At 75.6% G+C, this 12,325-nt stretch carries 12 protein-coding genes and 1 tRNA gene; 8 read left to right on the forward strand and 5 right to left on the reverse strand.

What is annotated here, in order from left to right:
• Positions 1 to 25: 25 nt before the first annotated feature.
• Positions 26 to 835, reverse strand: coding sequence for an FHA domain-containing protein (locus BLS21_RS16875; protein WP_091221058.1), 810 nt, complete (start codon positions 833 to 835; stop codon positions 26 to 28).
• A 176-nt stretch (positions 836 to 1,011) separates the two neighbouring features.
• Between BLS21_RS16875 and BLS21_RS16880 the strand changes: the two genes are divergently transcribed.
• Positions 1,012 to 1,094, forward strand: a tRNA-Leu gene (locus tag BLS21_RS16880).
• Between the two features lie 73 nt (positions 1,095 to 1,167).
• Here BLS21_RS16880 and BLS21_RS26245 read toward each other — a convergent pair.
• The 3 genes from BLS21_RS26245 to BLS21_RS16895 form a co-directional block, all read right to left on the reverse strand.
• Positions 1,168 to 3,843, reverse strand: a complete 2,676-nt coding sequence (locus BLS21_RS26245) for a putative bifunctional diguanylate cyclase/phosphodiesterase (protein ID WP_091221061.1) — start codon at positions 3,841 to 3,843, stop codon at positions 1,168 to 1,170.
• A 142-nt stretch (positions 3,844 to 3,985) separates the two neighbouring features.
• Positions 3,986 to 4,363 carry a nuclear transport factor 2 family protein gene (locus BLS21_RS16890; protein ID WP_217636173.1) on the reverse strand — a complete coding sequence of 126 codons (378 nt, stop codon included), beginning with the start codon at positions 4,361 to 4,363 and terminating at the stop codon, positions 3,986 to 3,988.
• 78 nt (positions 4,364 to 4,441) lie between these two features.
• On the reverse strand, positions 4,442 to 4,903 hold the full coding sequence (locus tag BLS21_RS16895) for a DUF1707 SHOCT-like domain-containing protein (protein WP_091221067.1): 462 nt from the start codon (positions 4,901 to 4,903) through the stop codon (positions 4,442 to 4,444).
• 106 nt (positions 4,904 to 5,009) lie between these two features.
• Between BLS21_RS16895 and BLS21_RS16900 the strand changes: the two genes are divergently transcribed.
• From BLS21_RS16900 to BLS21_RS16925, 6 genes are all read left to right on the forward strand, one after another.
• The gene (locus BLS21_RS16900; protein ID WP_245700497.1) at positions 5,010 to 5,477 is read left to right on the forward strand and encodes a GNAT family N-acetyltransferase; all 468 of its coding nucleotides are present in this window, start codon (positions 5,010 to 5,012) and stop codon (positions 5,475 to 5,477) included.
• 53 nt (positions 5,478 to 5,530) lie between these two features.
• Entirely contained in the window at positions 5,531 to 6,448 is a 918-nt protein-coding gene (locus BLS21_RS16905) for an aldose 1-epimerase family protein (RefSeq protein WP_091221069.1), read from the forward strand.
• Position 6,449: 1 nt separating this feature from the next.
• Complete coding sequence (locus BLS21_RS16910) at positions 6,450 to 7,163, forward strand: MOSC domain-containing protein (RefSeq protein WP_091221073.1); 714 nt, start codon at positions 6,450 to 6,452, stop codon at positions 7,161 to 7,163.
• On the forward strand, positions 7,160 to 7,384 hold the full coding sequence (locus BLS21_RS16915; RefSeq protein ID WP_175479605.1) for an RNA-binding S4 domain-containing protein: 225 nt from the start codon (positions 7,160 to 7,162) through the stop codon (positions 7,382 to 7,384). The genes BLS21_RS16910 and BLS21_RS16915 overlap by 4 nt, the downstream gene beginning before the upstream one ends.
• A 139-nt stretch (positions 7,385 to 7,523) precedes the next feature.
• On the forward strand, positions 7,524 to 8,735 hold the full coding sequence (locus tag BLS21_RS16920) for a pyridoxal phosphate-dependent aminotransferase (RefSeq protein ID WP_091221077.1): 1,212 nt from the start codon (positions 7,524 to 7,526) through the stop codon (positions 8,733 to 8,735).
• The gene (locus BLS21_RS16925; protein ID WP_091221080.1) at positions 8,732 to 9,490 is read left to right on the forward strand and encodes a nitrilase-related carbon-nitrogen hydrolase; all 759 of its coding nucleotides are present in this window, start codon (positions 8,732 to 8,734) and stop codon (positions 9,488 to 9,490) included. Before BLS21_RS16920 ends, BLS21_RS16925 begins: the two co-directional genes overlap by 4 nt.
• Before the next feature lie 25 nt (positions 9,491 to 9,515).
• Here BLS21_RS16925 and BLS21_RS16930 read toward each other — a convergent pair whose 3' ends face one another.
• A complete protein-coding gene (locus tag BLS21_RS16930; RefSeq protein ID WP_091221083.1) occupies positions 9,516 to 10,526 on the reverse strand; it encodes a PRC and DUF2382 domain-containing protein in 1,011 nt (336 codons plus the stop codon).
• Positions 10,527 to 10,666: 140 nt separating this feature from the next.
• On the opposite strand from BLS21_RS16930, the gene BLS21_RS16935 reads away from it, so the two are divergent.
• Positions 10,667 to 12,253 carry a CYTH and CHAD domain-containing protein gene (locus BLS21_RS16935; protein WP_091221089.1) on the forward strand — a complete coding sequence of 529 codons (1,587 nt, stop codon included), beginning with the start codon at positions 10,667 to 10,669 and terminating at the stop codon, positions 12,251 to 12,253.
• Positions 12,254 to 12,325: the final 72 nt, after the last annotated feature.

Below are 12,325 nucleotides of genomic sequence, written 5' to 3' on the forward strand. Positions count from 1 at the left end.
CTCATGCGTGACCTCGCGAGCTCGGTCACGTCCCGTCCTGCCGGTAGACCAGCACCGAGTGTCCGATGCGGATGACGTCGCCGTCGGCGAGCGGCTGGCGGGTGATCCGCCGGCCGTTGACCAGGGTGCCGTTGGTCGAGCCGAGGTCCTCGGCGATCGCCGTCCCGTTGTCCAGGACGACGTCGACGTGCTTGCGGCTCACGCCGGTGTCGGGCAGCCGGATGTCGGCGTCCGTGCCGCGGCCGATCACGTTGCGCCCCGTCGTCAGCTCGTGCCGCGTGCCGGGGCCGTCGACCAGCAGGACGTGGGTGACGCCGGGCTTGGCGCCGGCGCGGCCGACCACCGTGGAGGGCGCCTGCCGGCCGGTGTCGGTGGCCATGCGGCCCTGCAGCGGGGGCAGCGGGGGGACGGCGCCGCTGCGGGGGCCGACCGGCTCGTCGAGGCGCGGGCCCGGCTTCGCCGACGGGTCGGCGACGTGCGAGCTGACCTCGAAGACGCCCGTGGGCAGCTGCTCGTCGCGCTCCAGACGCACCTGGACGGTGTCGAAGACCTGGTAGCCCTCGCCCTCGATGTGCTCGGTGACCATGTCGGCGAGCTGGGCGGCCAGCTGCTCGGACCACTCGGCGAGGTGGTCGTGGTCGGTGGGGCCCAGCCGGACGTCGTAGATGTTGGGCGCGAGGACCCGGCCCTCGCCCATCACCGCGCGCTGCTCGTCGGCCTCGCGGGTCAGGGCCTTGGCGATCTCGGCCGGGTGCACCTTGCCCTTGAAGATCCGGGCGAAGGCCAGTCCGACCATGCCCTCGAGTCGCCGCTCGAAGCGCTGCAGCACACCCACAGTCGCTCCCTTGCGCTCGCGCGGTCGTCCGGTCTGCCACCGATGATCGTAGCCGTCCGCGGAGCGGCCAGCCGTGGACCGACTCACGTTCCGGGGAGCGCGGCAGACCCCCTGGGAGGACGACCGACCCCCTGCCCGGGTCGTGCCACGGGGGCTGCTACTGTCGTTCCTCGCCAGGGCAAGTGGCGGAATGGCAGACGCGCACGGTTCAGGTCCGTGTGTCCGGAAGGACGTGGGGGTTCAACTCCCCCCTTGCCCACACCGACAGCGAGGCCCCGGGGGGATCCCCGGGGCCTCGCCGCTGTCGTGGTCCGGCCGTCCCGACTGGCGGTTCAGCGATCGGCGGGGACGGCGCCCACGGTCGGCCGGCGCAGGGCCGCTGCGTCGGCCGGGGGCAGGGGGCGGGACAGCAGGTAGCCCTGCGCCTGGTCACACGACTGGCCCCTGAGCCACTCGACCTGCTCGACCTCCTCCACGCCCTCGGCCACCACGGTGAGCCCGAAGGTGTGCGCGGCGCGGATCATGAGGGCCACGAGCTCCGGGTGCCCGGGCTGCGTCGAGGCGACGAAGCTGCGGTCGATCTTGAGGGTGTCCACCGGCATGTTCCCCAGCTGACCGATCGAGGTGTAGCCGGTGCCGAAGTCGTCGATCGCGATCGTGATGCCCTGCTCCCGCAGCGCGGCGAGGTGGCTGAACGCCACGGGCTCGTTGACCAGCACGGTCTCGGTGACCTCCAGGACGAGCAGCCGGGGCGGGAGGCCGGACGCCGCCAGGGCGTCCGCGACGTCCTGGAGGATGCGCCGGTCGGCGAGGTGGCGGCCGGAGACGTTCACCGCGACGGTGGGCTCGGGCTCGCCGGGCTCGACCGGGGCCTCGACCCGCCACTCCGCCAGCTGGCGGGTCGCCTCGTGCAGGACCCAGCGGTCCAGCTCGCAGACCAGGCTGCTCTCCTCGGCCACGGGGATGAAGTCGTTGGGCGGCACCATCCCCGCGCCCGGTCGCTCCCAGCGCACCAGGGCCTCGTAGCCCTTCAGCCGGCCGGCGGACAGGTCGAGCACGGGCTGGTAGTGCAGCCGCATCTCGCCGGCGGCCAGGCCGGCGGCGATCGCGGCCTCCATCTCGGAGCGGGCGCTCAGCTGCAGGCGCAGCGCCTCGTCGAACATCTCCGCCCGGCCACGTCCACGGTCCTTGGCGCGGTAGGCGGCGGTGTCGGCCTCGGCGATGAGCGCGTCGGCGTCGGTGTCCGCGTCGCGGCAGACGGCGATCCCGACGCTGGCGCCGATCCGCACCTGGGAACCGTCGGCGGTGATCGGCTCGCTGACCGATCCGATCAGCCGCTCCGCGAGGCCCTGGAGGTCGCGCTCGGACCCGCTCTCCTCGACGAGGACGACGAACTCGTCCCCACCCAGCCGGCAGACGACGTCCCCGGGACGGACGGTGCTCCTCAGCCGGCGCGCGACCTCCTGCAGCACCTCGTCCCCGGCCGCGTGGCCGTGCCCGTCGTTGACCGCCTTGAAGCCGTCGAGGTCGACGAACAGCAGGCCGGTCATGGAGCCGGAGCGCCGACCGCGGTGCAGCGCGGCCGTGACCAGGGACAGTGCCTGCGCCCGGTTGGGCAGCTCGGTGAGGGGGTCGTGCGCGGCCTGGTGCGCCAGCGCGGACTGCAGGCTGTCCCGCTGGCGGATGGCGCTGACGAGCTGCTCGACGGACGCGTGGAGCAGCTGCCCGAGCGACCCGGGAAGGGGCTCGTCCAGGACGGGGTGGGACAGGTCGCCGCGGGCGATGGCCCGCGCCTGGTGCTGGATGCGGCGCAGCCCGGCGACGGCCGAGGCGAGGGCCCGGGAGACGGTGCGCACCTCGCGGGGGCCGACGCTCTCCACGTCCACCAGGCTCCCCTGGATGATGCGCTCGGCCCGGTCGGCGACCAGGCCGAGGGCGCGGGAGATGCGGTGCCCGACCCACAGCGCGCCGAGCAGCGAGGCCAGGACGAGCCCGGCACCGAGACCCAGGATGAGGTCGCGGTGGCCCGTGGCCCGGTCCCGGTCCGCGGCGGCCAGGTCCCGGGCCCGCTCCACGGCACTGTCCAGGAGGCCGGTCAGGGCGGTGTCGCGGGTCGAGGTCCCGATCACCAGCTGCACCAGGTCGGGGAGGGGCAGCGGAGCCGCGGTGGTGCCGCCGGCCTGGGTGGCCAGCACGCCGTCGACCGTGGTCACCTCCGGGGAGGTGCTGATCTCCTGCCACTCCGCACGCAGGGGGGCCTGGGAGAGCTGGCTCATCACCTGCTGGGCGTCGGTGTAGGCCGCCCAGTCGGCCTGCCAGTCCTGCCGGAAGTCGGCCGACCGGTCCCAGTCGAGCTGGGCGCCGAAGAAGTTCGGCATCTGCCGGATGGCCGCGGTGACGAGCTCTCCCACCAGCTGCACGTCGCGGGTGGCCGTCAGCGTGGCGACGGGGACCTGCTCGGCCGCGGCCGCGGCGACCGCCTCCTGCTGCGCGGAGCCCAGGTCGTCGAGGAGCGCCAGGTACCGGTCGTAGAGGAGGTCCACGCGCAGGTCGTGCGCGTCGACGTGGGCGCGCAGCTCCGCGACCTCACGGGCGGCGCCGCCCAGAGCGGACGAGCGGGCGGGATCCGCCGGTGCCGAGCCCAGGACGTCGTCGGTCACCCCCCGGCTCTGCTGCAGCAGGGTCAGGGTCAGCCGGCGCTGGGTGGCCACCTGCTCGACGGGCACCCCGAGCTCGGCTGCGCTGGCCGGGTCCTCGATGACCGTCAGGGACAGCGAGGGGATCATCTCGTGCGCCACCCCGCTGCGGACGGCGTCCAGCTGCGCGACGGCACCCACGGCCGCGGCGGCGCGCGCGGCGCTGTCGGCGTCGACCACGACGGACCGGACCATCACCGCGGTCAGCCCGGCGACGCCGAGCAGCGGGACGAACACCAGCGCGGTGAGGTACAGCCACAGGGGAGCGCCGCGCCGGGCAGCGTGCTCGGCCATCGGGCGGGTGGAGCTCATGCCGATCCGGTCGGCCCGTCCCGCGCGGTGGTTGACCGCGGTTCACCCGTGCGGGTGACGTGGCCGCCGGGGAGTGCGGCCCGGCGCGAGCCGACGGCCGGCGCTCGCGGCGGCCCCCTGCAGGGGGGCAGGGGGTCCTTTCTCAGGCGGTGCCGCCGCGCTCCTGGATGAAGGCCGCGGAGTCGTAGTAGGTGCGGACGCCGGTGAGCCGTTCCTCGTCGCCCTCGATGACGGTCACCCCGCGGTACCGGAACGGCTTGCCGCTGCGCAGGGTGCCGGTCGAGGTCCACTCCAGGGCGGCGCTGTCCTCACCGACGACGCTGTGCGTGAAGGTCGTCTCCAGGGCGCCGAAGACGTTGCGGTAGTCCTCCCAGAAGGTCTTCGCGCCGTCCTTGCCCGTCGTCCGGTGGTGCTCGTCCAGCTTCACCAGCTCGGCGTCGTCCCCGGTGAGGTCCACCATGGGCTGGACGTCGCGGTCGCTGTCGATGCGGTGCAGCGCGTCGGTGAAGCGCTCGGTCATCGTGTGCATCGGTCCCCCGGGGTGCGGCGTGGGCGGTCGGGGTCGCTGTACCCACTCCAGGGACCGTCACCCCTGCCGTCAGGTCAACCGGCGGCGGTCGTCGTCGCCGCGTCCCCGGCCGAGCGTCTGGGCGAGCAGCACCGCACCCCAGGGGCCGATGACCCAGATCGGCCAGAAGTAGCGGAACTCGCCGGAGCCGATCACCGTGGCGAGCCAGACGGTGAGCACGATGACGGCGGTCACGGCCCAGTTGCGCCAGGCCGCCTCGCGGGTGGGCCCGCCGCTCCAGCCGCCGTGGTGCCAGCCGTGCGCCGCAGCGGGCTGCGGCTGGACCGGAGCGGGCGCCGGTGGCTGTGCGGCCGGGCGCGGCAGGTCGGCGGTGAGCTCCTCGAGCTCGCCGTAGGTGCGGGCGGCGTAGGCACGGGCCAGGCGCTCGTCGTACTCGGCGACGGTGAGCCGCCCGGCGCTCATCTGCTCACCGAGCTGGGCGGCCACGGCGGCGCGGTCGGCGTCAGCGGCGCGCAGGTGCGGCTCGGGCATCGGGGTGGCCTCCTCGGGTCGGGGCTCCAGTCTTCCGCCGGGGCGGGCCCGGCGGTACTGACGGACGTCACCGGTTCCACGTGGAACGCGTCAGTACGGTCGGGCCGTGCCCGACGTGCGACTCGTCCCGGCCGCCTGGGACGACCCCGACGTCCAGCGGCTGACCGCCGCCCAGCAGGCCGAGCTGCGGGCGCGCTACGAGGGCGGTCAGGAGCCCGGGACGCCGCCCTCGGCCGCGGACGTCGCCGTCGTCCTGGTCGCCCGCGACGCCGGCGGCGAGGCGGTCGGGTGCGGCGCGCTGCGCCCGCTGGGGGACGACGTCGCCGAGATCAAACGGATGTACGTCCTGCCGGCGGCGCGGGGGCGGGGCCTGTCGAAGCTGGTGCTCGCCGGGCTGGAGGCGGCCGCGCGAGACCGCGGCTGGACCACGCTGCGGCTGGAGACCGGTCCGCGGCAGCCGGAGGCCGTCGCGCTGTACGAGGGTGCGGGCTACCGGCCGATCCCTGCCTTCGGCCCCTACGTGGACGACGCCGACGACTCGCTGTTCTACGAGCGCGTGCTCGACCCGGCCTGATCCGGCTCCTCGACTCGCCGCCCCGACGGGCCCGGTGTGGTGGGGTGGAGCCCATGAGCGCTGCCTGGCCCGCGACCGAGCCCACCGAGGTCGAGATCACCGCCGGCGACGCCCGGCTGGCCGTCGACCTGCGCGGCGGCGCCATGCGCACGCTGACCGTCGGCGACCGCGAACTGCTCGACGGCTACCCCGCGGGCGCGGTGCCCGGCGGCAGCCGCGGCCGGGTGCTGCTGCCCTGGCCCAACCGCGTCCGCGACGGCCGGTGGAGCTGGGGCGGCCGCGACCTGCAGCTGGAGCTGGCCGGCCCGGACAAGCCCACCGCCATGCACGGCCTGGTCGGCTGGCAGCCCTGGAGCGTCCTGGAGAGCGGGGACGGCGCGGTGACCGTCGGCACCGTCGTCGAGCCCCGTTCCGGCTACCCGTTCCGGCTGGCCGCCGCGATCGACCACACCCTTGAGCCCGGCCGGCTCGCCGTGACGATGCGGGTGCGCAACGCCGGCGCCGAGCCGGCCCCCTTCGGCGCCGGCTTCCACCCGTACCTCGCCGTCGGCGCGCAGGAGGACGGCGGGATCGCCGACGCCGAGCTGGAGCTGCCCGCCCGCACCGAGCTGGTGGTCGACGACGGCGGGCTCCCGACGGGCGAGCGGCGTCCCTTCGCCGGGGCGATCGGCCGGATCGGCGACCGCTCCCTGGACACCCCGGTCACCGACCTCGACCGCGACGCCGACGGCTGGGCCCGCGTGCGGCTGCGCAGCGCGGCGCTGGGCAGCCTCGAGCTCGCCGTCGACGGCTCCTGGTCGTGGCTGCAGGTCTTCACCGGCGACACGCTCAGCGTCGGGCAGCGCCGGCGCAGCGTCGCCGTCGAGCCGATGACCTGCCCGCCGAACGCACTGGCCGACCACGTCGACCTCGTCGTCCTCGACCCGGGCGCCGAGTGGTCCGGCACCTGGACCCTCACCTGGGAGGTGTGACGTGCGGGTCGCCGAGCTGTGGCGGTACCCGGTCAAGTCGCTGCAGGGCGAGCGGCTGACCGGCGCCGAGGTCGGTCCGGAGGGGCTGGCCGGCGACCGGCAGTGGGCGCTGTTCGACGTCGACAGCGGCTTCGGGCTGACCGCCCGACGGGTGCCCGACCTGCTGTTCCTCTCCGGCCGGCTGCGCGCGGACGGCCACGTCGAGGTGGTGCTGCCGGACGGGACCGTCACCTCCGACGACGCCGTGCTGTCGGACCGGCTGGGCCGATCGGTGGTGCTGCGGGCCGCGGCGGACGCGCCCGGCGAGCGCCGGTACGAGAACCCCCACGAGGTCGGCGAGGCCGGCGAGTACGACTGGGACGCCTTCTCCGGCGCCCGCGGCGCCTTCCACGACAGCTCCCGCACCCGGGTGTCGCTGGTCTCCACCGGCACGCTGGGCACCTGGGACCGGCGGCGGTTCCGCGCCAACGTCGTCCTCGAGGGGGCGGGGGAGGACGCACTGGTCGGCCGGCGGGTGCGGCTGGGCGGCGCCGAGCTGGACGTCGTCAAGCAGGTGGACCGCTGCGTCATGGTGACCCGGCCGCAGCCCGGCGGGATCGGCCGCGACAACGGCGTCCTCAAGACCATCCACCGCGAGCGGGACGGCCGCCTCGCGGTGGGGGCGCTGGTCGTCCGGGCCGGCACGGTCGCGGTGGGCGACGAGCTGACAGCATGAGCCGCGTGCGCACCGTGGAACTGCGGCCGGGCGAGGAGTCCATCCGGCTGGGTCAGCTGCTCAAGCTGGTGGACGCCGTCCCGACCGGCGCCCAGGTGAAGGACGTGCTGCTCACCGGCACGGTCCGGGTCAACGGCGAGCCCGAGGAGCGTCGCGGCCGGCAGGTCCGCAGGGGTGACGTGGTCAGCGTGGAGGGCATGGAGGACGTGCGCGTCGGCTGACAGCCGCGGGAGCATCGCAGCGAGCGAGGAGCGGATCGAGGCGTGGGAGCCGACCCGTGTCATCGTCGGCTGAGCGGCCATCTCCGCGGGGATGGCCGGGGGTGAGCGGGGTTCCACGTGGAACTGACAGGCTGACCCCATGACGCGCGCGCCGTACCTGTCGTCCCGGCTGCAGGGCTTCGGGACGACGGTCTTCGCCGAGATGAGTGCGCTCGCCGTCGCCACGGGCTCGATCAACCTCGGGCAGGGCTTCCCCGACTACCCGGGCCCGCCGGAGGTGCTCGAGGTCGCCCGCTCGGCGATCGGCACCGCGCACGACCAGTACCCCCCGGGCCCCGGCATCCCGGAGCTGCGGACCGCGGTGGCCGAGCACGTGCACCGCTTCGGCGGCCACGCCCACGACCCGGACACCGAGGTGCTGGTCACCGCGGGTGCGACCGAGGCGCTGACCGCCGCGCTGCTGGCCCTGCTCGAGCCCGGCGACGAGGTCGTCCTGTTCGAGCCGATGTACGACAGCTACGCGGCGGGCATCGCGATGGCCGGCGGGGTCGCCCGGCCGGTGCCGCTGCGGCCCCCGCCGTCCGGCACCGGGCCGTGGACCTTCGACCCCGCCGAGCTGCGCGCGGCGGTCACCCCGCGGGCGCGGCTGCTGCTGCTCAACACGCCGCACAACCCCACCGGCAAGGTCTTCACCCGCGCGGAGCTCGGCACGCTGGCGGCGCTGGCCATGGAGCACGAGCTGCTGGTGCTCGCCGACGAGGTCTACGAGCACCTGGTCTTCACCGGCGCCCGGCACGCCTCCCTGTCCACCGTGCCCGGCATGCGCGAGCGGACCCTCGTCGTGGGCAGCGCCGGCAAGACCTTCAACGTCACCGGCTGGAAGGTCGGCTGGATCTGCGGGCCGGCGCCGCTGGTGTCCGCCGTCCGCACGGCCAAGCAGTTCCTCACCTACGTCAACGGCGGGCCGTTCCAGCCGGCGGTCGCGGCCGGGCTGCGGCTGCCCGACGAGTACTTCGCCGGCATCGCGCGGGACCTGGAGCACCGCCGCGACGTGCTGGTCGAGGGGCTGACCGCCGCGGGCCTGCCGGTGGTGTGCCCGGAGGCGACGTACTTCGCCACGGTCGACGTCCGGCCGGTGCAGCCCGACGGGGACGGCCTGGCGTTCTGCCGGGCACTGCCCGAGCGCGCGGGGGTGGTGGCCGTCCCGACGGTGGTCTTCTACTCGTCGGAGCACGCCCACCTGGGCCGCCACCTCGTGCGCTTCGCGTTCTGCAAGGGTGACGCCGTGCTGGCCGAGGCGGTCGACAGGCTGGGCGGGATGGGTCGGGCGGGTGTGGGAGGTCAGCCATGAGGTTCGCGGTGGTCCAGCACGACATCGTCTGGGAGGACCGGGCGGCGAACTTCGCGCGCCTGGCGCCGCTGGTCGCGCGAGCGGCCGGCGCCGGGGCGGAGTTCGTGCTGCTCAGCGAGACGTTCTCGACCGGCTTCTCGATGACGCCGGGGATAGGGGAGCCCGAGGGAGGCCCGTCGGCGCAGTTCCTCCAGGAGCGGGCCGCCGAGCACGGCGTCTGGGTGGCGGGCAGCTGCCCGGAGATCGCCCCGGACGGCGACCTGCCCTACAACTCCTTCGTGCTGGCCGGCCCCGACGGCACGGTGCACCGCTACCGCAAGCTGCACCCGTTCACCCACGGCGGCGAGCACGAGCGCTTCCGGGCCGGGGAGAAGCCGGTGACCGTGGAGGTCGGCGGCCTCCGGGTGACCCCGTTCGTCTGCTACGACCTGCGCTTCGCCGACGTCTTCTGGTCCGCCGCGCTCGACACCGACGTCTACCTGGTGACGGCGAACTGGCCGGCCGCCCGCCGGCTGCACTGGCAGACGCTGCTGCAGGCCCGGGCGATCGAGAACCAGGCCTACGTGGTGGGCTGCAACCGCGTCGGCACAGCGGGCGGCGGCACCGAGCACACCGGCGACAGCCGCATCGTCAGCCCGATGGGCGAGCTGCTGGCGACGGCCGCGGGCGTGGAGACGGTGCTGGTGGCCGACGTCGACCCCGCCGAGGTGACCGCTACGCGCGAGCGGCTGCAGTTCCTCGCCGACCGGCGCTGACGGCAGAGCCTCCCGACCGGCGGGCCTAGCCGATGCGCTCCTGGCCGATGCGCTCCTGGCCGAGGCGGTCCTGAGCGGTGCGCTCCTGGTCCCGGCGGTCCTGGTCGACGTCGACCCGCTCGCGGCGCACCTGGTCGCGGACCTGCTGCTGCTCCTGCACCCACTCGGTGCGCAGCCGCACCCGCTCCACCGGCACGACCTCGGTGCCGATGACCGGTCGCTCGGTGTGCAGCACGATCGTCTCCGGCAGTCCGCCGGTGCCGACCGCGTCGAGAGCGCCGGCCGTCGCGGGGGCGCCGTCGTCCAGGGGGACCTCCTCGATCCGGATCTCCTCGCGGCGGATGGGGACGGTGACCTGCACCTCCTCGGTGACCACGTACTTGACCACCCGCACCCGCTTGGCGGCGTAGCGCTCGGTGGCCACCCGCAGCTGCTCCTCGCTGCGGGTCATGGCGCCGTCCCTGGCCGGCGGGGTCGGCACGGCGGCGACCGGCACGGTCGCGTCCCCGGCAGCCGCCCGGTCGGTGCCGACGGTGTCCTGCCGCGGGCCGCCCGCGCCGGGGTCGACCGGCACCCGGGAGAGGTCACGGGTGGTGGAGTCGTCGCCGGCGGGAGCCGTCGTCGTCCCGGCCGGCGCGGGACCCGCGGTCGTCGTGCCGGCCGTCCCCCCGGCCGTCGTCGTGCCGGCAGCGTCCCCGGCCGTCGTCGTCCCAGCCGGGGACGTCCCGGCGTCCAGGCCGTAGTGCTGGCGCAGCAGCGCCTCGGCCTCGGGGTCGAGGTGCTGGTCGGAGACCGACGGAGCGGTGCGGACGGCCTCCTTGGTGACCGGCAGCCGCACGGCGCCCCCGGTGAAGGTGGCCTCGGTCGCGGGCACGACGGAGTGCCGAGTGCCGAACAGCCCGGTGGAGATCGCCACCCAGGTGGGGGCGCCGGTGCGGTCGTCGGTGAAGAAGTGCTCGACCGTGCCGATCTTCTCGCCGTCCGGGCCGTAGGCAGCGCTGCCGATCGCCGCGGACAGTTCTCGTTCGCTCAACACCGGGTCGGCTCCCCTCGTCCGCGCAGGGCCCCCACGGGACCTGCCGGGTCCAGCGTGCCCACCCGGGACACCGGCCGAACATGGGTCGTTGCGCGGCGACCGCGCTGTGCTGACCTGCGCGTCCGCCTACCGTGACACCTGTGACCACCGTGCACGTCGAGGTCGAGCGCAAGTTCGAGGCCGACGAGACCTTCGCCCTCCCGGATCTCACCGGCGTGGGAGGGGTCGCCGCGGTCGGCGACCCGGACGAGCAGTCGCTCGAGGCCACCTACTACGACACCCCCGACCTGCGGCTGCTGCGCTCCCGCGTGACGCTGCGGCGGCGCACCGGCGGAGCCGACGCCGGCTGGCACGTGAAGCTCCCGGGGGCGGACGGCGCCCGGCGCGAGCTGCACCAGCCACTGGGCCGGGCGGCCCGCACCGCCCCGCGCGCCGTCGTCGCCCCCCTGCTCGGTCTGCTGGGCACCGCCGCGGCCGAGCCGGTCGCCACCCTCTCCACCCGCCGGGTGGTGCACCGGCTGCTGGACGAGGACGGACGGGTGCTGGCCGAGGTGGCCGACGACGCCGTCGTCGGCACGGCGCTCGCGACCGCACCCGGCGAGCCGGCCACCGTCACCACCTGGCGGGAGGTCGAGGTCGAGCTGGTCGACGGCGACGAGACGCTGCTCCAGGCGGTCGCCGAGCGGCTCGTCGCGGCCGGCGCCCGACCCGCCGCCGTCCCCTCCAAGGTCGCGCGGGTGCTCGACGGGCGGCTGCCGGCGCCGGCGCCCCCCGCTCCGGAGCCGGCCGAGGCCGGGGCGACGGCGAAGAAGGGCAAGAAGGCGCGGAAGGACAAGGGCCCGGTCCGCACGGCCGGCGAGGTGGTCCTCGGCGCGGTGGCCGGGCAGCTCCGGGCGCTGCGGGACGCCGACCTGGCGGTGCGCACCGAGCAGCCGGAGGGCGTGCACGACCTGCGGGTGGCCTGTCGCCGGCTGCGGAGCATCCTCGCCGCGTTCCGCCCCGTGCTGGACCGCGAGCACACCGACCCGCTGCGCGCCGAGCTGCAGTGGGTGGGCGCGCAGCTCTCCGGCGCCCGGGACACCGAGGTGGCGCTGTCCCACCTGCGCGAGCTGGTGGTCGCCCAGCCGGTCGAGCTGGTGCTCGGGCCGGTCGCCGCCCGCCTGCGGCAGACCGAGGTCAAGGACCACCAGACCGGGGCCCGCCGGGTCACCCGCACGCTCACCGACCGGCGCTACCTGCGGCTGCTCGACGCCCTCGACGCGCTGCTGGCCGAGCCGCCGCTCACCGAGCTGGCCGCCGCGCCCGCCCGCGAGCAGCTGACCGACGCCGTCCGGCGCACCGGGAAGCGGCTGCGCCGCGCCGTCGCGGCGGCCCGTGAGGTGGAGGGGGAGCAGCGGCACGAGCGCCTGCACGAGGTCCGCAAGGCCGCCAAGCGGGTGCGCTACACCGCGGAGGTGGCCGAGGCCGAGGTCGGCGAGCCGGCCGGCGCGCTCATCGTCTGCACCAAGCAGGTGCAGGACCTCCTCGGGGCGGCCCAGGACACCGTCGTCACCCGGGACGTCGCTGTGCGGGTCGGGCGGGCCGCCTTCGCCGCGGGCGAGAACGCCTGGACCTACGGCCGGCTGCACGGCCTCGAGGAGGCCCGGGCCGCGGCCGCCGAGGCGGAGTTCTGGGCACTGGAGCCCGGCCTGCGCCGCGCGGTCAAGACGGTGGCCGGGCTAGCCTGAGCGAGGCCCCCACCCCTGCCGGGTCCCGCCGCTGGCCCCGTCCAGGGCACCGCCCCGAGCGTGCGAAGGGCG

Origin of the sequence: Geodermatophilus siccatus (assembly GCF_900103785.1) — a bacterium.
In the GTDB taxonomy this organism is placed as follows: domain Bacteria; phylum Actinomycetota; class Actinomycetes; order Mycobacteriales; family Geodermatophilaceae; genus Geodermatophilus; species Geodermatophilus siccatus.

What these genes read in the sequence shown, in the direction of transcription:
- BLS21_RS16890 (WP_217636173.1), bottom strand. Translation starts at nt 4,363, where the DNA reads ATGACCGAGCGCTTCACCGACGCGCTGCACCGCATCGACAGCGACCGC.
- BLS21_RS16925 (WP_091221080.1), top strand. Translation starts at nt 8,732, where the DNA reads ATGAGGTTCGCGGTGGTCCAGCACGACATCGTCTGGGAGGACCGGGCG.
- BLS21_RS16915 (WP_175479605.1), top strand. Translation starts at nt 7,160, where the DNA reads ATGAGCCGCGTGCGCACCGTGGAACTGCGGCCGGGCGAGGAGTCCATC.
- BLS21_RS16895 (WP_091221067.1), bottom strand. Translation starts at nt 4,903, where the DNA reads ATGCCCGAGCCGCACCTGCGCGCCGCTGACGCCGACCGCGCCGCCGTG.
- BLS21_RS16920 (WP_091221077.1), top strand. Translation starts at nt 7,524, where the DNA reads ATGACGCGCGCGCCGTACCTGTCGTCCCGGCTGCAGGGCTTCGGGACG.
- BLS21_RS16905 (WP_091221069.1), top strand. Translation starts at nt 5,531, where the DNA reads ATGAGCGCTGCCTGGCCCGCGACCGAGCCCACCGAGGTCGAGATCACC.
- BLS21_RS26245 (WP_091221061.1), bottom strand. Translation starts at nt 3,843, where the DNA reads ATGAGCTCCACCCGCCCGATGGCCGAGCACGCTGCCCGGCGCGGCGCT.